The organism is Pseudomonas sp. Pseusp9, from assembly GCF_059491265.1.
Genome location: NZ_CP168500.1, coordinates 2093307 through 2112592, shown reverse-complemented (window position 1 = coordinate 2112592; position 19286 = coordinate 2093307). Strand labels below are relative to the sequence as shown.

Below are 19286 nucleotides of genomic sequence, written 5' to 3'. Positions count from 1 at the left end.
AAAGATGGAATTCGCTTTCTATTTCGCATCGGGTATCGCGGTGGTGTCCACGCTTCGCGTGATCACCAACACCAACCCCGTGCACGCCCTGCTCTACCTGATCATCTCGCTGATCGCCGTGGCGATGACGTTCTTCGCCCTCGGCGCACCGTTTGCCGGTGTCCTGGAAGTGATCGCCTACGCTGGCGCCATCATGGTGCTGTTCGTGTTCGTGGTGATGATGCTGAACCTGGGCCCGGCCTCGGTTCAGCAAGAGCGCGTCTGGCTCAAGCCCGGTATCTGGGGCGGCCCGGTCGCCCTCGCCGCCTTGCTGCTGGTGGAGCTGCTGTATGTGCTGTTCTCCCACCAGACCGGCCAGGCCGTCGGCCACACCACCGTAGACGCCAAGGCCGTGGGCATCAGCCTGTTCGGTCCTTACCTGCTGGTGGTCGAACTCGCCTCGATGCTGCTGCTTGCCGCAGCCGTCACGGCGTTCCATCTGGGCCGTAACGAAGCCAAGGAGCAATGACGATGCCTGCTATCCCTATGGAGCATGGTCTGGCGGTTGCCGGCATCCTGTTCTGCCTCGGTCTGGTCGGCCTGATGGTCCGCCGCAACATCCTCTTCGTGCTGATGAGCCTGGAGGTCATGATGAATGCCTCCGCCTTGGCGTTCATCGTTGCCGGTAGCCGCTGGGCGCAGCCGGATGGACAGATCATGTTCATCCTGGTGATCAGCCTGGCAGCCGCCGAGGCCAGTATCGGCCTGGCGATCCTGCTGCAACTGTATCGCCGCTTCCACACGCTCGATATCGACGCTGCCAGTGAGATGCGCGGATGAACCTACTCTTTCTGACTTTCGTGTTCCCTCTCATCGGTTTCCTGCTGCTGTCGTTCTCGCGCGGCCGCCTCTCGGAAAACCTGTCGGCGCTGATCGGTGTCGGCTCCGTCGGCCTGTCTGCCATCGTCGCGGCTTACGTGATCTGGCAATTCAACGTCGCGCCACCGGAAGGCGGTCACTACACCCAGGTGTTGTGGCAGTGGATGGCGGTGGAAGGCTTCACGCCGAACTTTGCGCTGTACCTGGATGGCCTGTCCCTGACCATGCTGGGTGTGGTGGTCGGCGTCGGCTTCCTGATCCACCTGTTCGCGTCCTGGTACATGCGCGGTGAAGACGGCTACTCGCGTTTCTTCGCCTACACCAACCTGTTTATCGCCAGCATGCTGTTCCTGGTGCTGGGCGATAACCTGTTGTTCCTGTACTTCGGTTGGGAAGGCGTGGGCCTGTGCTCGTACCTGTTGATCGGTTTCTACTACAGCAACCGCAACAACGGTAACGCGGCACTCAAGGCCTTCATCGTGACCCGTATCGGCGACGTGTTCATGGCCATCGGCCTGTTCATCCTGTTTGCCCAACTGGGCACGCTGAACGTTCAGGAACTGCTGGTGCTGGCACCGCAGAAGTTCCAGGCGGGCAATATCTGGATGGTCCTGGCCACCCTGATGCTGCTGGGCGGTGCTGTCGGTAAATCCGCGCAACTGCCGCTGCAAACCTGGCTGGCGGACGCGATGGCCGGTCCTACCCCGGTTTCGGCACTGATCCACGCCGCAACCATGGTGACCGCAGGTGTCTACCTGATCGCCCGTACCCACGGCCTGTTCACCCTGGCGCCGGAAATCCTGCACCTTGTAGGCATCGTCGGTGGCGTGACCCTGGTCCTGGCCGGTTTCGCCGCCCTGGTGCAGACCGACATCAAGCGTATCCTCGCCTACTCGACCATGAGCCAGATCGGCTACATGTTCCTGGCCCTGGGCGTCGGTGCCTGGGATGGCGCGATCTTCCACCTGATGACCCACGCGTTCTTCAAGGCCCTGTTGTTCCTTGCCTCCGGTGCGGTGATCGTTGCCTGCCACCACGAGCAGGACATCTTCAAGATGGGCGGTCTGTGGAAGAAACTGCCACTGGCCTACGCCAGCTTCATCGTCGGCGGCGCGGCCCTGGCGGCCCTGCCACTGGTGACCGCAGGCTTCTACTCCAAGGACGAAATCCTCTGGGAAGCGTTCGCCAGCGGCAACCACGGTCTGCTCTACGCAGGTCTGGTCGGCGCGTTCATGACCTCGCTGTACACCTTCCGCCTGATCTTCATCGCGTTCCACGGTGAAGCGAAGACCGAAGCCCACGCCGGTCACGGCATCGCCCACTGGCTGCCACTGTCGGTGCTGATCGTATTGTCCACTGCCATCGGCGCGATGATCGTTCCGCCACTGCACGGCGTACTGCCGGAAAGCGTCGGCCATGCCGGCGGCGAAGCCAAGCACAGCCTGGAAATCGCCTCGGGCGCCATCGCCCTGTCCGGTATCCTGCTGGCCGCGCTGCTGTTCCTCGGCAAGCGTCGCTTCGTCACCGCCATCGCCAACAGCGGCATCGGCCGTTTCCTGTCGGCCTGGTGGTTCGCCGCCTGGGGCTTCGACTGGATCTACGACAAACTGTTCGTCAAGCCATACCTGGCGATCAGCCACATCCTGCGCAAAGACCCGCTGGACCAGACCATCGGTCTGATCCCGCGTATGGCCAAAGGCGGTCACACCGCCCTGAGCCGTACCGAGACCGGTCAACTGCGTTGGTACGCCGCCTCGATGGCTGCTGGTGCCGTGCTGGTTATCGGCGCCGTCGTGCTGGTAGCGGTCTGATATGAACCTTGCGAACTTGCGAAAGGAATTGAGCCCGTCATGATTCTGCCTTGGCTAATCCTGATCCCCTTCATCGGCGGCCTGCTGTGCTGGATGGGTGAGCGCTTCGGCGCCACCCTCCCCCGCTGGATTGCGCTGATCACCATGTCCCTGTTGCTCTCCCTCGGCCTCTGGCTGTGGGCCAACGGCGACTATTCATTTGCACCGGCACCGGGTGCCGATCCGACCTGGGCGCTTGAGTTCAAGCACGTCTGGATCCAGCGCTTCGGCATCAACGTGCACCTGGCCCTCGACGGCCTGTCGCTGTTGATGATCATGCTGACCGGCCTGCTGGGTGTCCTCTCGGTACTCTGCTCGTGGAAAGAGATCCAGCGTCACGTTGGCTTCTTCCACCTGAACCTGATGTGGATCCTGGGCGGTGTCGTCGGCGTGTTCCTCGCCCTCGACCTGTTCATGTTCTTCTTCTTCTGGGAAATGATGCTGGTGCCGATGTACTTCCTCATCGCGCTCTGGGGTCACAGTTCTTCGGACGGCAAGAAAACCCGGATCTACGCGGCGACCAAGTTCTTCATCTTCACTCAGGCTTCCGGCCTGATCATGCTGGTGGCGATCCTGGGCCTGGTACTGGTCAACTTCAACGACACCGGCGTGATTACCTTCAACTACGCCGACCTGTTGAAGACCAAGATGTCGGCCACCACCGAGTACGTCCTGATGCTCGGCTTCTTCATCGCCTTCGCGGTGAAGTTGCCAGTCGTGCCGTTCCACTCCTGGTTGCCTGACGCTCACGCCCAGGCGCCGACCGCAGGTTCCGTCGACCTCGCCGGTATCTTGCTGAAGACTGCTGCCTACGGCCTGCTGCGTTTCGCCCTGCCGCTGTTCCCGAACGCGTCGGCCGAGTTCGCGCCGTTCGCCATGACCCTGGGTCTGATCGGGATTTTCTACGGTGCTTTCCTGGCGTTCGCGCAAACCGACATCAAGCGTCTGATCGCCTTCTCGTCCGTTTCCCACATGGGCTTCGTACTGATCGGCATCTACTCCGGCAGCCAACTGGCCCTGCAGGGTGCGGTAATGCAGATGCTGGCGCACGGTCTGTCGGCGGCGGCACTCTTTATCCTGAGTGGCCAGCTGTACGAACGCACCCACACCCGCGACATGCGCGAGATGGGTGGCCTGTGGTCGAAGATCGCTTACCTGCCGGCCCTCAGCCTGTTCTTCGCAGCCGCGTCCCTGGGCCTGCCGAGTACCGGTAACTTCGTCGGTGAGTTCCTGATCCTGATCGGCACCTTCCCGATTGCCCCGTGGGTCACCATCATCGCGACGTCCGGCCTGGTGTTCGGTTCGGTCTACTCGCTGATCATGATCCACCGCGCCTATTTCGGCCCGGCCAAATCGGACGTGGTGCTGCACGGCATGGACGGTCGCGAAATGATCATGGTGGTCGGTCTGGCAGCGCTGCTGATCTACATCGGCATCTACCCGCAACCGTTCCTCGATACCTCTGCCGCTACGATGCATGGCGTGCAGCAGTGGCTCGGCACCGCCTTCACTCAACTCGCTTCGGCCCGGTAAGAGCGCTATGGAATTCACGACTCAACACTTTATCGCGCTAGCGCCGCTGTTGATTACCAGCGCCACGATCATCGTGGTGATGCTGGCAATTGCCTGGCGCCGCAACCACTCCCAGACCTTCCTGCTGTCGGTGGCGGGTCTGAACCTGGCGTTGCTGTCGATCCTGCCAGCCTTGAAAGTCGCGCCACTGGCTGTGACCCCACTGCTGCAAATCGATAGCTTCGCTTGCCTGTACATGGCGCTGATCCTGGTCGCCACCCTCGCTTGTGTCACCCTCGCCCACGCCTACCTCGGCGATGGCGGTACGGGTTACCCGGGCAACCGTGAAGAACTGTACCTGCTGATCCTGATGGCCGCCGCCGGTGGCCTGGTGCTGGTCAGCGCACAGCACCTGGCCGGGTTGTTCGTCGGTCTGGAACTGCTGTCGGTGCCGGTCTACGGTCTGGTGGCCTATGCCTTCTTCAACAAGCGCTCGCTGGAAGCCGGTATCAAGTACATGGTGCTGTCGGCGGCCGGTTCTGCGTTCCTGTTGTTCGGTATGGCCCTGCTCTACGCTGACGCCGGCTCCCTGAGCTTCGTCGGTATCGGCCAGGCGTTGGCGGCTACCGGCCTGCCAAGCTCGCTGGCACAACTGGGCCTGGGCATGATGCTGATCGGCCTGGCGTTCAAGCTGTCGCTGGTACCCTTCCACCTCTGGACTCCAGACGTGTACGAAGGTGCCCCGGCGCCGGTTGCCGCGTTCCTGGCTACCGCTTCCAAAGTGGCTGTGTTCGCAGTGATGGTACGTCTTTTCCAGATCTCCCCTGCCGCGAGCAGCGGCGTGCTGAGCAACGTGCTGACCATCATCGCCATCGCGTCGATCCTGTTCGGTAACCTGCTGGCCCTGACCCAGAGCAACCTCAAGCGTCTGCTGGGTTACTCGTCCATCGCCCACTTCGGTTACCTGCTGATCGCCCTGGTGGCGAGCAAGGGCCTGGCCGTGGAAGCCATCGGCGTGTACCTGGTCACCTACGTGATCACCAGCCTCGGCGCCTTCGGCGTGATCACCCTGATGTCCTCGCCATACAAAGGCCGTGACGCAGACGCCCTGTACGAATACCGCGGCCTGTTCTGGCGCCGTCCGTACCTGACCGCCGTGCTGACCGTGATGATGCTGTCCCTGGCCGGTATCCCGCTCACCGCGGGCTTCATCGGCAAGTTCTACATCATCGCCACCGGCGTCGAGTCGCATCAGTGGTGGCTGGTCGCCTCCCTGGTACTGGGCAGCGCCATCGGCGTGTTCTACTACCTGCGAGTGATGGTCACCCTGTACCTGATCGAGCCAAACCTGCGCCGCGTCGACGCTCAACTGCACTGGGAACAGAAGGCAGGCGGCGTGATGCTGCTGGCCATCGCGGTACTGGCTTTCTTCCTCGGCCTGTACCCACAACCGTTGTTGAACCTGGTTCAACAGTCGGGCCTGGCGGGTTGATCGCTTAGCGATACTCGGTAGTGAACAGAAACGGCACCTTTGGGTGCCGTTTTTGCGTTTGGGGGTTCAACAAAAAATCGCAGTTGCCCTCCCCTCATTCGCAAACTTTGATCTGGGAGTATTTGCTCGGACAGAATGCCCTGGTGTCTGGGACGGCCTCTTCGCGGGCAAGCCCGCTCCCACAGGATTGGTGGTGTATGCACCTGGTGTGATTGACGCAATAACTGTGGGTGCGGGCTTGCCCGCGATAGCGGTCTAACAGGCACCAACAAAAACGGCACCTTACGGTGCCGTTCGCCTTTCACAGTCCTGCAGTTTATTTACGCGCATCCGCCCACGACTTCAGCAGTTCGTTGTAGCTCACCGTTTCGCCCTTCGGCTTTTCGTTCGCCAGTTTCGGCTTCGGTGCGCCCGGCTGATCGAACCAGTATTGCGCATCGCGCTCGGGGTTCATTTTCGGTGCGCAGGTGGCTTGCGCCTTCGAACGTTCCAGACGGGTCATGATTGCATCCTGATCCTTGGCCAGGCCGTCCAGTGCCTGTTGCGGGGTCTTGTCGCCGCTGGCGGCTTCGGCGATGTGGCTCCACCACAGTTGGGCCAGACGTGGATAATCCGGCACGTTGGTCCCGGTCGGGGTCCATTGCACACGGGCCGGGCTGCGGTAGAACTCCACCAGGCCACCGAGTTTCGGTGCCAGGTCGGTCATGGCTTGCGAGTTGATGTCCGACTCGCGGATCGGTGTCAGGCCGACGATGGTTTTCTTCAGCGATACGGTTTTCGAGGTCACGAACTGCGCGTAAAGCCAGGCCGCCAGTTTCTGCTTCTCAGGCGTGGACTTCATGAAGGTCCAGGAGCCCACGTCCTGATAGCCCAGCTTCATGCCCTCCTCCCAGTACGGCCCACGTGGCGATGGCGCCATGCGCCATTTCGGTGTGCCATCGCTGTTCACCACAGGCAGACCCGATTTGGTCATGTCCGCAGTGAACGCGGTGTACCAGAAGATCTGCTGGGCAATGTTACCCTGGGACGGCACCGGGCCGGATTCGGAGAACGTCATGCCCGCCGCCTCCGGTGGTGCATAGGCCTTGAGCCAGTCGACGTATTTGGTGGTGGCAAAGACCGCCGCCGGGCCGTTGGTATCGCCGCCACGGGTCACGCTGGAGCCGACCGGGTGGCAGTCCTCGACCCGAATACCCCACTCGTCCACCGGCAGGCCGTTGGGAATGCCCTTGTCGCCGCCACCGGCCATGGAGAACCAGGCATCGGTAAAGCGCCAGCCCAGGGACGGGTCTTTCTTGCCGTAGTCCATGTGCCCGTAGACGCGCTTGCCGTCGATTTCCTTGACGTCTTCGCTGAAGAATTTGGCGATGTCTTCATAGGCCGACCAGTTCACCGGCACACCCAACTCATAACCGTACTTTTCCTTGAACTTCGCCTTCAGCTCCGGCCGCTCGAACCAGTCGGCGCGGAACCAGTAGAGGTTGGCGAATTGCTGGTCGGGCAACTGGTAGATCTTGCCGTCCGGTGCGGTGGTGAAGGAAATGCCGATGAAGTCCTTGATGTCCAGGGTTGGCGAGGTGAAGTCCTTGCCTTCATTGGCCATCAGGTCGGTGATCGCTTCGGTTTTGCCATAACGAAAGTGCGTACCGATCAGGTCCGAGTCATTGACCCAGCCGTCATAGATGCTCTTGTCCGACTGCATCACGGTCTGCAGTTTTTCCACCACGTCGCCTTCCTGCAGCAGGTCGTGGGTGACTTTGATCCCGGTGATTTCGGTAAAGGCCTTGGCCAGTACCTTGGACTCGTACTCGTGGGTGGTCAGGGTTTCCGAGACGACCTTGATGTCCATCCCGCGAAACGGTTCGGCGGCCTTGATGAACCACTTCAATTCCGCCAGTTGCTGATCGGCCGTCAGGGTGGATGGCTTGAACTCGCCGCCAATCCATTTCTTCGCAGCGTCTTCATAGGCATCGGCCCAGGCCGCTGCGCTCAACCCACTGAGTGCCAGCATGGCTGCCAATGAAATGCTATGTCGCAGCTTATTGTTTTTGTCGAACATAGAGACCTCCTGTATGGGATTTCGGAGCAACATTGCCGAGCGACTCGACTAGCCCCAACGCATCACAGCCAACAGCCACACCAGGGACAACGCGAAAGCGACCCAGATGCTCCAGTCGGTGACGCCGATTACCAGCAAATGCAGGTAGGCGCTGCCGAGAAGACCGATAAACAACCGATCGCCACGGGTGGTGGCAATCGGCAGGAAACCTCGCCGAAGTACACTCGGCGAACGCAACTCCCAGGTGGTCATGCCCACCAGGATCAAGGCAATGACGCCGAAGAACGCCGTCGTGGGGACGGTCCAACTCATCCATTCCATCATCAGTTCCTCATACCCGGCCCAGGGCAAAGCCCTTGGCCACGTGGTTGCGAACAAACCAGATCACCAGCATGCCCGGCAGGATGGTCAACACCCCCGCCGCCGCCAGCACGCCCCAGTCGATACCGGATGCCGAGACAGTGCGGGTCATCACCGCTGCGATGGGTTTGGCGTTCACCGAAGTGAGGGTGCGCGCCAACAGCAGTTCGACCCAGGAAAACATGAAGCAGAAGAACGCCGTGACGCCGATGCCGGAGCCGATCAGCGGGATGAAGATCTTCACGAAGAACTTGGGAAAACTGTAGCCATCGATGTAGGCGGTTTCGTCGATTTCCTTGGGCACGCCGGACATGAAACCTTCGAGAATCCACACCGCCAACGGCACGTTGAACAGGCAGTGGGCCAGGGCTACGGCGATGTGGGTGTCGAACAACCCGATCGATGAATACAGCTGGAAGAACGGCAACAGGAACACCGCCGGTGGCGCCATGCGGTTGGTCAGCAGCCAGAAGAACAGGTGCTTGTCGCCGAGGAAGCGATAGCGCGAGAACGCATAGGCCGCCGGCAGTGCCACGCTCAGGGAAATGATCGTGTTCAGGCTCACGTAGTACAGCGAGTTGAGGTAGCCGGTGTACCAGCTCGGGTCGGTGAAGATCACCTTGTAGTTGTGGAAGGTGAAATCCTGCGGAAACAGCGTCAGGCCGCCGAGGATTTCGGTATTGCTCTTGAACGACATGTTCAGCAGCCAGTAGATGGGCACCAGCAGGAACAGGATGTAGAGCAGCAGTGGTATCAGCTTTCTCTTGCTCATGGCGGGCCTCAGCGGTTGGCGTCAGAGTGAGTCATGGCGGTGTAGAACAGCCACGACACCAACAGGATGATCAGGAAGTACACCAGCGAGAATGCCGCTGCCGGCCCCAGGTCGAATTGACCTACGGCCATCTGGGTCAGGGTCTGGCTGAGGAAGGTCGTGGCATTGCCGGGACCGCCGCCAGTGAGTACGAACGGCTCGGTGTAGATCATGAAACTGTCCATGAACCGCAGCATCACGGCGATCAGCAGCACGCTCTTGAGCTTGGGCAACTGGATATGCCGGAACACCGCCCAGGCCGAGGCACGGTCGATCCGCGCCGCCTGGTAATACACATCCGGAATCGCCCGCAACCCGGAGAAGCACAACAGCGCCACCAGCGAGGTCCAGTGCCAGACGTCCATCACCAGCACGGTGACCCAGGCGTCCATGGTATTGGCCGCATAGTTGTAGCTGATGCCCATGGCGTTGAGGCTCGAACCGAGCAGGCCGATATCGGCGCGGCCGAAGATCTGCCAGATGGTGCCCACAACGTTCCACGGGATCAGCAACGGGATCGCCAGCACGATCAACACCACCGAAGACCAGCGGCCCTTGGTCGGCATGGTCAGGGCGATGGCGATGCCCAAAGGGATTTCGATCAGCAGCACACAGGCGGAATAGATGAACTGACGCAGCAGCGAGTCATGCAGGCGCGGGTCGAGCAGCACCTGCCTGTACCAGTCGGCGCCGACGAAATAGCGGCTGGACTGGTCGAAAATGTCCTGCACCGAATAGTTGACCACGGTCATCATCGGGATCACCGCACTGAACGCCACCAGCAGGAACACCGGCAGCACCAGCCACCAGGCCTTGTTGTTCTGCACCTTGTTCATGGCTGTGCCTCTTTTTTGTTGGCAGACGCTTCATCAATGCTTTGGGTTTCCAGGAGGAATTCGTCGGCGTAGACCATCAGCCATTGCCCCGGAAAACTGATGAAGGCCGTGCTTTGCGGCACTGCTTTGTCTTCGGCCAGGCGCACCTTCAGCGGCACGCCGTCGAGGTTGAGCGTCATGATCTTGTAGGTGCCGAGGTCTTCGACGTGTACGACCTGTGCCCGCAGCGCGTCATCAAAGGCTTCGTCCCACACATGGACGAACTCCGGGCGAATGCCGACCTTCAGGGATTTCCATTCGGATTCGGCGATACGCTGTTGCATGGCCTCGGACAGCGGCAGGTGGGTCGAGGCGAACCCGACGCCCCCCGGCTGTGGCTGCACTTCGATCAGGTTCATCCCCGGGCTGCCAATGAAATAGCCGACAAAGGTATGGCTCGGCCGCTCGAACAACTCCCTTGGCGTACCGAATTGCACGATCTGCCCGCCGTACATCACCGCGATCTTGTCGGCGAAGGTCGAGGCCTCCAGTTGATCGTGGGTGACGTAGACCATGGTGATATTGAACTGCTCGTGGATCTGCTTGAGCTTGCGCCGCAGCTTCCACTTCAGGTGCGGGTCGATCACTGTCAGCGGCTCGTCGAAGAGGATCGCCGACACGTCATCGCGCACCAGGCCACGGCCCATGGAGACTTTCTGTTTTTCATCGGCGGTGAGGTTGCGGGCCTTTTTGCTCAGTAGATTCTGCAGGTCGAGGACTTCGGCAATTTCCTGCACTTTGGTATGAATCTTCGCCTCGGACATGCCCTGGTTGCGCAAGGGGAAGGCCAGGTTGTCGAACACCGTCATAGTGTCGTAGACCACCGGAAACTGGAAAACCTGGGCAATGTTGCGCTTCTCCGGGGTCAGGTTGTTGACTGCCTTGCCGTCGAACAACACATGGCCCTGGGACGGGCTGAGCAGCCCGGAAATGATGTTGAGCAAGGTCGACTTGCCGCAGCCCGAAGGACCGAGCAACGCGTAGGCGCCGCCCTGCTCCCAAATGTGGTCCATCTCGCGGATCGCGTAATCCTCGGGACCACCCGGTGTTTTGGTATAGCTGTGGGCGAGGTTCTGCAAACGGATTTCGGCCATCAGGCAACCCTCGCGACACGCCGGCCCGGCGCCTGTATCAGCCGCCCCTGCGTATCGAACACAAACAGTTTATGGGTCGGGATATAGATGCGGATCGGTGCATCGACGTCGTATTCGTGAACACCGGGCAAGTGCAGCACCAGCAGGAAATGCTCGTTGCGCACGTGCAGGAAGGTTTCCGAACCGCTGATCTCGGCCACCTCGACGGTCACCGCCAGTTCAAGATCGTCGTCGTTGCTCGGCACCAGCGAGATATGGCTGGGCCGCACGCCGAAGCGAAACTCGCCCTCGCCCACCGGACGCAAGTCGACGTTCAACGGAAAGTGCACGAAGTTGGCGAAACTCACTTCGTTGCCGGCAATGCGTCCCGGCATCAGGTTGATCGGCGGCTCGGAGAACAGCTCCGCCGCCAGCACCGATTGCGGCTGGTGATAGACCGAGGAAGACGGGCCGCTCTGGATCAGCCGGCCTTCGTGAAGAATGGTCGTGGTGCCGCCCAGGGCCAGGGCTTCGTTGGGTTCGGTGGTGGCATAGATCGCGATGGTATGGCGTGCCTTGAACAGCTCGCGCATTTCCTGACGCAGCTCTTCGCGCAACTTGTAGTCGAGGTTGACCAGCGGCTCGTCGAACAGGATCAGTTCGGCATCCTTGACCAGCGCCCGGGCCATGGCCGTGCGTTGTTGCTGGCCGCCGGAGAGCTCGAGGGGATGGCGCTGGAGGAACTTCTCGATACGCAGCATCTTCGCGGTTTCCAGCACCTTGCTCTGGATCAGCTCGCTGGACACACCGGCCTGGCGCAGCGGCGAGGCGATGTTCTCGAAGACGGTCATGGTCGGATAATTGATGAACTGCTGATACACCATCGACACGTTGCGCAAGCGCACCGGGCGCTGGGTGACGTCGACGCCATTCATCAGGATGCGACCGCTGTCGGGCTTGTCCAGCCCGGCCATCAAGCGCATCAGGCTGGTTTTGCCGGACAGCGTGCGCCCCAGCAGAACGTTGAAGGAACCGGGTTCAAAACTCAGGTTGGCATCGTCGATCCAGGTCTGGCCCTCGACGGTGCGGCTGACATGCTCCAGGGTTAATGACATGGCTCGGCCTTTTTTTATTTTTGGAATCAAGCGACCGCAGCTGTATAGCGACATTTGTGCCAGAAATTGCAAGCGGTTGATTCAGTTTGAAATTCCTGAAAATGACTACGGAGTCACGTTCGTTGCTGAACACAAATGAACAGCCGTGACTGAACAACTGAACACTTCAACGGTTGACAATGAACATTAGTGAACAACACTCTACAGACCGTTTTCCGGCCCTTGTAGGAGCGAGCTTGCTCGCGATGGAGGTCAACGATGACGAGGGCTGCCTGAAGGGACGAGGCGACTTCAAGTCCATCGCGAGCAAGCTCGCTCCTACAGGGGCCATGTGATTTGAAGTATCCATAACAACAATAAAAGTTTGCCCAGAGATCGACTGCCATGGCCGCACCCGCCTCGCCGCTGTCCCACGACGCCATCATCCAGGACTCCTGGTCCCGCTGTCGCGCATTCGGCCTCGACCATCAGAGCACACCGGCATTCGATCAATTGCCGGCCGCGGGCATCGCGCAACTGCTGGAGAGCCAGCATTCACTGGTACAAACCACCCATCAGGAAGTGCTGCCCTACTACGAGAACATCCTGAGCAATTCCAACTGCCTGATCATGCTTGCCGACCATCAGGGCCAGGTGCTCACGTCATGGGGGACGCAGCGCTTTATCGAACCCAAACTCGCCCGAGGCTTCAGCGCCGGCGCCAGCTGGATGGAACGTTGCACCGGGACCAACGCCATTGGCACCGCCCTGGCCTGCGAACAGGCCGTGCACATCGAGCACGACGAACATTTCCTCAAGGCCAACCGCTTCATGACCGGTTCCGCCGCGCCGATTTTCGATGCCGAGCGCAAGGTGATCGCGGTGCTGGATGTGTCCAGCGACAGCTACCTGCCGCCATCCCACACCCTGGGCATGGTCAAGATGATGAGCCAGACCGTGGAGAACCGGCTGATCCTCAACCTGTTCCGCGGCCAGCATTTCCAGCTGACCTTCAACACCGGCCTGAACAACCTCGACAGCCAATGGGCCGGCTTGCTGATCTTCGATGAAACCGGTCAGGTGCTGTCGGCCAACCGCCGTGCCGACAATCTGCTGGGGGTGCGACTGTCGCGGGTCAGTGTCGAGAGCCTGTTCAAGGTCTCGTTGCTGGAATTGTTGAATCAACCCGAAGGCCTGCCCTTCTCCCTGCAAGCCTCGGGACGCAATCGCTTCCAGTGCCTGCTGAAAAGGCCGAAGCAGGCTCCGATCCAGCCGCGGCTATTTTCTGAAAACAAGAGCGCCGAACCTGTCGTGGCAAACCCGACACCGGCGGCGATCAGCCTCAACACCCTGCACTTCGGTGACAGCCGTGTGGAAAAGGCCGTGCGCCAGGCCGAACGCCTGCTGGAAAAAGACATCCCGCTGTTGATCCACGGCGAAACCGGGGTCGGCAAGGAAGTCTTCGTCAAGGCCTTGCACCAGGCCAGCTCACGAAACAAACAGGCATTGATCGCCGTGAACTGTGCAGCGATCCCCGCCGAACTGGTGGAGTCTGAGCTGTTCGGCTACGAGAAAGGCGCGTTCACCGGGGCCAACCAGAAAGGCAGCATCGGCCTGATCCGCAAGGCCGACAAAGGCACGCTGTTCCTCGACGAAATCGGCGACATGCCGCTGCCGACCCAGGCCCGCCTGCTGCGCGTGTTGCAGGAGCGTTGCGTGCAACCGGTGGGCAGCAGCGAGTTGTTCCCGGTGGATATCCGCATCATTTCCGCGACCAACCGCTCCTTGCGCGAACAGGTGCAACTGGGGCGATTCCGCGAGGATCTGTACTACCGCATCGGCGGTTTGACCCTGGAGTTGCCACCGCTACGCGAGCGCAGCGACAAGCAGGCGCTGTTCAAACGCCTTTGGGAGCAGCACCGGGAGCCGAGCCAGTGGGCCGGTTTGAGCCGTGAAGTGCTGGAGTTGTTCGACCACCACCCCTGGCCGGGCAACCTGCGCCAGGTCAGCAGCGTGATTCAGGTGGCCTTGGCCATGGCCGAGGAACAGCCGGTACGACCGGAGCATTTGCCGGATGATTTTTTTGTCGATCTGGAGATGGAACCGGTGGAGACGCCGGAGCCACTGACGGTTGATCTAGATGATGCCGAAGAGTTGAATCTGCAGTTACAGGCGGTTGGAGGGAACATTTCCCATCTGGCGCGCAGGCTCGGAGTAAGCCGTAATACCCTTTACAAGCGACTACGCCAGACGGAATGACGAGTGATCGGCACTGGCGATGTTCGGCCTGAGACCATTGACGAGCAAGCCGAATCGTCGCACCGCTGCTCCCACATTGGATTTGCGTCGTAGCCAGGTTGGTTGCGTTTGCGCGCAACGCGCCATGCCAGGCGCACAAAAAAACAGGGGCCGAAGCCCCTGTCACGAATGACGCAAGTTCTACACACTATATTTTTGCGGAGCGCATTGAATTTTCTTGATTAGTTTGGAACCGAGGCTGATACCTTGCTGCTCAATCAACCGCTCGGTAATAACGGCAATTAAATAAGTAAAGAGAACCACCAAAACATAAGACACCAAAAACTTTAACAAAGGATTGATGTCACTCAAAAAATGGCTAAAAAACAAAGGCACAACATTCCACGCAAAGATAAAGTGGAATATATACATAGAGAATGACAGGCGGCCGATTTTTCCTATGGCGGCCTTATGACTACCTGTCCTCGACATCAATTCCATCAAAGAGGTGAAAAAAACCGCGGAGAGCCCTGGCGTAAAAGTGGATGCCGATTCAGATTCCCAAAACCAACACCCAACCAGCAGAACACCGGCCACAGCAGAAACAATAGCCAAATGCAAATTTGATATGTCACCCCTGTTATCTTTAAAATAAAAATATGCCCCCATCCCAACAAGAAAAACCGGTAGCTGATTAATTATATTGAAGTAAAGAAAGCCGTTATTTATGAACTGAATGTTAAAAATCCTGCTTAAAACCTCCATTTCCAGAATTAGATTAACCACCAAGACGGAGATAAGAAGCAGCGCTAGAAATTTTATATCCCTATCCTTAACGACTTTTTTTACAATAGGAAAAAGCGTTGGAAATATCAAATAAAACGCCATTTCCGTTCCGATCGACCAACCGCCTGGCACAATCGTATTATTCGCATCAGGCACAAACCCATGAACAAAAAAAACATTAGCCATTATATTTTTGAAGGTATAACTGCCTACACCAAAAAGCGCAGTAGCTGAATAATGACTATCCAAATACCTAACAACAAAATAAATCACTATACCCATATAGTACAAAGGCGCAATTCTGAAAAAACGGCGAATATAGAATGCAGACACGCTATTCCTCTCGCCACTTCTACGCTCGAATGACATGCAAAGTGTATAAGCAGATACCACAAAGAACAGCTGAACCCCGAACTGGCCCAGCCCTATGAGTTTTCTAGCCATCTCTCCTATACCGGGTACAAGCTGTGATGTATGTACAAATATCACCAGTAAAATTGCTACGCCTCGCGCCGCATCAATGTTGTTTTCTTTCTGACGCACAGTCTCGCCCCCTTCCCCAGAAAAATCTGTGCAAAATGTTAGCACGGGCGAAGCGGTGGCTGGCTCCTTTATCTGTTTCCCAAGCCGTAAAAAGCGACAAACATAGAACACATAAGCAATCAAACGGACTATTGCAAACACTTCAAATTTATCACCACCAAAAACGAACTCCGAAATATTTAGCGCGTGATTGTTTGTGGCTTGGCAGAAAGTGATGCAGCTCTTGTGGCATCAGCCATGAATGCTGCCGCATCACTCGGACCCGGTGCGGGTCCAGGAGCATGAGTGTGCACGGCCAACCGGCTGTTCATTTGCTGCACCAGGTCAATCCGGTGCCCCGCACCTGCAGCACGTTAACGTTCTCAGATCCTGGCCATGCAGGTGGAAGCCGTGTTTGCCGATGTCGATACCGAGAAGCGTCATCGTGTTCATGAGAGATCCTGCGGCCGAAAACGAGAAAAGCCCTGCAAGCGTAAACCTGCAGGGCTTCTCGGTCAGGCTGACCATCTCGTTAAACCCGCAAAAGGCGGGTTTGTGCTTTTGTAAAAGGCGTAGCCAACAAGGCAATCAGTCAGCCAGTCGCCAGGTCGTGCCGCCCTTGCCGTCTTCCAGCACCACGCCCATGGCGGTGAGCTGGTCGCGGATGCGGTCGGATTCGGCCCAGTCCTTGCCGGCACGTGCCGCCAGGCGCGCGGCAATCAGCGCCTCGACTTGCGCGGCATCCACCCGCCCTTCGGCACCGGCCTGCAGGAAGTCATCGGCTTCCAGCTGCAACACGCCCAGCACGCTGGCCAGTTCTTTCAAACGGGCTGCCAGACCGGCCGCTGCGTTCAGATCGCTCTCGCGCAGGCGGTTGATCTCGCGAACCATCTCGAACAGTACCGCGCAGGCTTCCGGCGTACCGAAGTCGTCGTTCATCACCTGGGTGAAGCGCTCGACGAAGGCTTCGCCGCCCGCCGGAGCCACGTTCGGCAGGCCTTTCAACGCGTGGTAGAAACGCTCCAGGGCACCCTTGGCGTCCTTGAGGTTGTCTTCCGAGTAGTTGATGGCGCTGCGGTAGTGGCTCGACACCAGCAGGTAACGCACGACTTCCGGGTGGTACTTGTCGAGCACGTCGCGAATGGTGAAGAAGTTGTTCAAGGACTTGGACATCTTCTCGCCATTGATGCGGATCATGCCGCAATGCATCCACGCGTTGGCGTAGGTCTTGCCGGTGGCCGCTTCGCTCTGGGCGATTTCGTTTTCGTGGTGCGGGAACTCGAGGTCGCTGCCGCCGCCATGAATGTCGAAGGTCTCGCCCAGGCAGCAGGTCGACATCACCGAGCACTCGATGTGCCAGCCCGGACGCCCGGCGCCCCACGGCGACTCCCAGCTCGGTTCGCCCGGCTTGGCGGCTTTCCACAGCACGAAGTCCAGCGGGTCCTGTTTCGACTCGTCGACTTCGATGCGGGCGCCGATGCGCAGGTCTTCGATCTTCTTGCGCGACAGCTTGCCGTAGCCCATGAACTTGCCGACGCGGTAGTACACGTCGCCATTGCCCGGAGCGTAGGCGTACCCCTTGTCGATCAGGGTCTGGATCATCGCGTGCATGCCCGGGATGTGATCCGTGGCACGCGGCTCCATGTCCGGCTTCTTGATGTTCAGGCGCGCTTCATCTTCGTGCATCGCCGCGATCATGCGCTCGGTCAAGGCTTCGAACGACTCGCCGTTCTCGTTGGCCCGATTGATGATCTTGTCGTCAATGTCGGTGATATTGCGCACATAAGTCAGATCGTAGCCGCTAAAGCGCAGCCAGCGCGTCACCAGGTCGAAGGCGACCATACTACGGCCGTGACCGAGGTGGCAGTAGTCGTACACGGTCATGCCGCACACGTACATGCGCACCTTGTTGCCATCGAGCGGCTTGAAGACTTCTTTGCTCTTGGTGAGCGTGTTGTAAATCGTAAGCACGTTAACTTCCTTGAATCACTGGCCCCACGAATCACGCAGGGTCACGGTACGGTTGAATACCGGCTGACCTGGTTTCGAGTCCTTGAGATCGGCGACGAAGTAACCTTCGCGCTCGAACTGGAAACGGTCTTCCGGCTGTGCGTTGCCCAGCGAAGGCTCGGCACGACAACCGGTGAGTACCTGCAGCGAGTCAGGGTTGATGTTGTCCAGGAAACTGGCGCTGTCTTCGGCCTTCTCCGGGTTCGCAGAACGGAACAGGCGATCGTACAGGCGCACTTCGCACTCGACGCTGGCAGCGGCCGGCACCCAGTGGATCACGCCTTTGACCTTACGGCCTTCCGGGTTCTTGCCCAGGGTGTCCGGGTCGTACGAGCAGCGCAGTTCGACGATGTTGCCATCGGCGTCCTTGATCGCTTCGTCGGCACGGATCACGTAGCTGCCACGCAGACGCACTTCACCGGCCGGTTCCAGGCGCTTGTAGCCCTTCGGCGGCTCTTCCATGAAGTCTTCACGGTCGATGTAGATTTCACGGGCGAATGGCAACGCGCGCACGCCCATGTCTTCTTTCGGGTGGCACGGCAGTTCGAGGTTCTCGACCTGGCCTTCCGGGTAGTTGGTGATCACGACTTTCAGCGGACGCAACACGCACATGGCACGCGGGGCGCTGTGGTCGAGGTCGTCGCGGATGCTGAATTCGAGCATGCCGAAGTCGACCACGCCGTCGGAACGGTTGGTGCCGATCATTTCGCAGAAGTTGCGGATCGATTTCGGCGTGTAGCCACGGCGGCGGAAACCCGACAGCGTGGACATGCGCGGGTCGTCCCAGCCGTTGACGTGTTTTTCATCGACCAGCTGCTTGAGCTTGCGCTTGCTGGTGATGGTGTAGTTCAGGTTCAGGCGGCTGAACTCGTATTGACGCGGGTGCGCCGGCACCGGCAGGTTGTCGAGGAACCAGTCGTACAGCGGACGGTGGCTTTCGAATTCCAGGGTGCAGATCGAATGGGTGATGCCTTCGATGGCGTCCGACTGACCGTGGGTGAAGTCGTAGTTCGGGTAGATGCACCACTTGTCGCCGGTCTGGTGGTGGTGAGCGTGGCGGATGCGATACATGATCGGGTCGCGCAGGTTCATGTTCGGCGAGGCCATGTCGATCTTCGCCCGCAGCACGCGTGCGCCGTCCTTGAACTCGCCGGCCTTCATGCGCGCGAACAGGTCCAGGTTCTCTTCCACCGAACGGTCACGGAACGGGCTGTTCTTGCCCGGTTCGGTCAGAGTGCCGCGGTATTCCTTGGCCTGTTCAGGGGTCAGGTCGTCGACGTAGGCATTGCCGGACTTGATCAGTTCGACGGCCCAGTCGTGCAGCTGGTCGAAATACTGCGAGGCGTAGCGCACTTCACCGGACCATTCGAAGCCCAGCCATTTGACGTCGCTTTCGATCGCGTCGATGTATTCCTGGTCTTCCTTGGCCGGGTTGGTGTCGTCGAAACGCAGGTGCGTGACGCCGCCGAACTCCTGGGCAAGGCCGAAGTTCACGCAGATCGACTTGGCGTGGCCGATGTGCAGGTAGCCGTTGGGTTCAGGCGGGAAACGGGTGACGATTTGCGTGTGCTTGCCCGAGTCCAGGTCTGCCTGGATGATCGGCCGCAGGAAGTTGACCGGCACGGCAGGGCCGGTCTTGGCATTCGAGGTAGGGTCGACAGTGGGCTTGCTCATAGGATCCTTGAACGTACAGGTGCATGGCCGTAATGAAGGCCGGACAAAACAAAGCCGCTATCATAGCCGATG

At 59.3% G+C, this 19286-nt stretch carries 15 protein-coding genes; 6 read left to right on the top strand and 9 right to left on the bottom strand.

The window, feature by feature from the left end; translation table 11 throughout:
- Positions 1-4 precede the first annotated feature (4 nt).
- Genes nuoJ through nuoN form a run of 5 tightly spaced genes read left to right on the top strand, consistent with a single transcriptional unit; the run spans position 5 to position 5712 of the window.
- Positions 5-508, top strand: a complete 504-nt coding sequence (gene nuoJ, locus ACEN8E_RS09500; RefSeq protein ID WP_096510117.1) for an NADH-quinone oxidoreductase subunit J — start codon at positions 5-7, stop codon at positions 506-508.
- A gap of 2 nt (positions 509-510) precedes the next feature.
- Positions 511-819, top strand: coding sequence for an NADH-quinone oxidoreductase subunit NuoK (nuoK, locus tag ACEN8E_RS09495; RefSeq protein WP_007946416.1), 309 nt, complete (start codon positions 511-513; stop codon positions 817-819).
- Positions 816-2669: an NADH-quinone oxidoreductase subunit L gene (nuoL, locus tag ACEN8E_RS09490; RefSeq protein WP_495592378.1), complete on the top strand. Its 1854-nt coding sequence runs from the start codon at positions 816-818 to the stop codon at positions 2667-2669. Before nuoK ends, nuoL begins: the two co-directional genes overlap by 4 nt.
- Before the next feature lie 39 nt (positions 2670-2708).
- Entirely contained in the window at positions 2709-4241 is a 1533-nt protein-coding gene (gene nuoM, locus ACEN8E_RS09485) for an NADH-quinone oxidoreductase subunit M (protein ID WP_495592377.1), read from the top strand.
- Positions 4242-4248: 7 nt separating this feature from the next.
- Positions 4249-5712 (top strand): NADH-quinone oxidoreductase subunit NuoN, encoded by a 1464-nt coding sequence (nuoN, locus tag ACEN8E_RS09480; protein ID WP_429369099.1) that lies wholly within the window; start codon positions 4249-4251, stop codon positions 5710-5712.
- A gap of 316 nt (positions 5713-6028) precedes the next feature.
- Here the strand turns inward: nuoN and ACEN8E_RS09475 are convergent, their stop codons facing one another.
- The 6 genes from ACEN8E_RS09475 to ACEN8E_RS09450 are packed head-to-tail and all read right to left on the bottom strand — an operon-like array spanning position 6029 to position 12005.
- Complete coding sequence (locus ACEN8E_RS09475; protein WP_495592376.1) at positions 6029-7771, bottom strand: ABC transporter substrate-binding protein; 1743 nt, start codon at positions 7769-7771, stop codon at positions 6029-6031.
- Positions 7772-7819: 48 nt separating this feature from the next.
- A complete protein-coding gene (locus ACEN8E_RS09470; protein ID WP_057399940.1) occupies positions 7820-8092 on the bottom strand; it encodes a DUF2160 domain-containing protein in 273 nt (90 codons plus the stop codon).
- A gap of 10 nt (positions 8093-8102) precedes the next feature.
- Positions 8103-8903: a carbohydrate ABC transporter permease gene (locus ACEN8E_RS09465; RefSeq protein ID WP_008020693.1), complete on the bottom strand. Its 801-nt coding sequence runs from the start codon at positions 8901-8903 to the stop codon at positions 8103-8105.
- An 8-nt stretch (positions 8904-8911) separates the two neighbouring features.
- Complete coding sequence (locus tag ACEN8E_RS09460; protein WP_196586120.1) at positions 8912-9778, bottom strand: carbohydrate ABC transporter permease; 867 nt, start codon at positions 9776-9778, stop codon at positions 8912-8914.
- Positions 9775-10911, bottom strand: coding sequence for an ABC transporter ATP-binding protein (locus ACEN8E_RS09455; RefSeq protein ID WP_495592375.1), 1137 nt, complete (start codon positions 10909-10911; stop codon positions 9775-9777). Before ACEN8E_RS09455 ends, ACEN8E_RS09460 begins: the two co-directional genes overlap by 4 nt.
- Entirely contained in the window at positions 10911-12005 is a 1095-nt protein-coding gene (locus ACEN8E_RS09450) for an ABC transporter ATP-binding protein (RefSeq protein WP_495592374.1), read from the bottom strand. The genes ACEN8E_RS09455 and ACEN8E_RS09450 overlap by 1 nt, the downstream gene beginning before the upstream one ends.
- A gap of 384 nt (positions 12006-12389) precedes the next feature.
- Here ACEN8E_RS09450 and ACEN8E_RS09445 point away from each other — a divergent pair, with 384 nt between their 5' ends.
- Positions 12390-14243, top strand: a complete 1854-nt coding sequence (locus ACEN8E_RS09445) for a sigma-54-dependent Fis family transcriptional regulator (protein ID WP_495592373.1) — start codon at positions 12390-12392, stop codon at positions 14241-14243.
- Positions 14244-14423: 180 nt separating this feature from the next.
- Here the strand turns inward: ACEN8E_RS09445 and ACEN8E_RS09440 are convergent, their stop codons facing one another.
- From ACEN8E_RS09440 to ACEN8E_RS09430, 3 genes are all read right to left on the bottom strand, one after another.
- On the bottom strand, positions 14424-15692 hold the full coding sequence (locus ACEN8E_RS09440) for an acyltransferase family protein (protein WP_495592372.1): 1269 nt from the start codon (positions 15690-15692) through the stop codon (positions 14424-14426).
- Between the two features lie 426 nt (positions 15693-16118).
- Positions 16119-17501, bottom strand: a complete 1383-nt coding sequence (cysS, locus tag ACEN8E_RS09435; protein ID WP_322616746.1) for a cysteine--tRNA ligase — start codon at positions 17499-17501, stop codon at positions 16119-16121.
- 15 nt (positions 17502-17516) lie between these two features.
- Positions 17517-19214, bottom strand: coding sequence for a glutamine--tRNA ligase/YqeY domain fusion protein (locus tag ACEN8E_RS09430; RefSeq protein ID WP_495592371.1), 1698 nt, complete (start codon positions 19212-19214; stop codon positions 17517-17519).
- Positions 19215-19286: the final 72 nt, after the last annotated feature.

What these genes read in the sequence shown, in the direction of transcription:
- nuoL (WP_495592378.1), top strand. Translation starts at nt 816, where the DNA reads ATGAACCTACTCTTTCTGACTTTCGTGTTCCCTCTCATCGGTTTCCTG.
- ACEN8E_RS09470 (WP_057399940.1), bottom strand. Translation starts at nt 8,092, where the DNA reads ATGGAATGGATGAGTTGGACCGTCCCCACGACGGCGTTCTTCGGCGTC.
- ACEN8E_RS09465 (WP_008020693.1), bottom strand. Translation starts at nt 8,903, where the DNA reads ATGAGCAAGAGAAAGCTGATACCACTGCTGCTCTACATCCTGTTCCTG.
- nuoK (WP_007946416.1), top strand. Translation starts at nt 511, where the DNA reads ATGCCTGCTATCCCTATGGAGCATGGTCTGGCGGTTGCCGGCATCCTG.
- ACEN8E_RS09475 (WP_495592376.1), bottom strand. Translation starts at nt 7,771, where the DNA reads ATGTTCGACAAAAACAATAAGCTGCGACATAGCATTTCATTGGCAGCC.
- nuoN (WP_429369099.1), top strand. Translation starts at nt 4,249, where the DNA reads ATGGAATTCACGACTCAACACTTTATCGCGCTAGCGCCGCTGTTGATT.
- nuoM (WP_495592377.1), top strand. Translation starts at nt 2,709, where the DNA reads ATGATTCTGCCTTGGCTAATCCTGATCCCCTTCATCGGCGGCCTGCTG.
- ACEN8E_RS09430 (WP_495592371.1), bottom strand. Translation starts at nt 19,214, where the DNA reads ATGAGCAAGCCCACTGTCGACCCTACCTCGAATGCCAAGACCGGCCCT.
- nuoJ (WP_096510117.1), top strand. Translation starts at nt 5, where the DNA reads ATGGAATTCGCTTTCTATTTCGCATCGGGTATCGCGGTGGTGTCCACG.
- ACEN8E_RS09460 (WP_196586120.1), bottom strand. Translation starts at nt 9,778, where the DNA reads ATGAACAAGGTGCAGAACAACAAGGCCTGGTGGCTGGTGCTGCCGGTG.
- ACEN8E_RS09455 (WP_495592375.1), bottom strand. Translation starts at nt 10,911, where the DNA reads ATGGCCGAAATCCGTTTGCAGAACCTCGCCCACAGCTATACCAAAACA.
- ACEN8E_RS09445 (WP_495592373.1), top strand. Translation starts at nt 12,390, where the DNA reads ATGGCCGCACCCGCCTCGCCGCTGTCCCACGACGCCATCATCCAGGAC.
- ACEN8E_RS09450 (WP_495592374.1), bottom strand. Translation starts at nt 12,005, where the DNA reads ATGTCATTAACCCTGGAGCATGTCAGCCGCACCGTCGAGGGCCAGACC.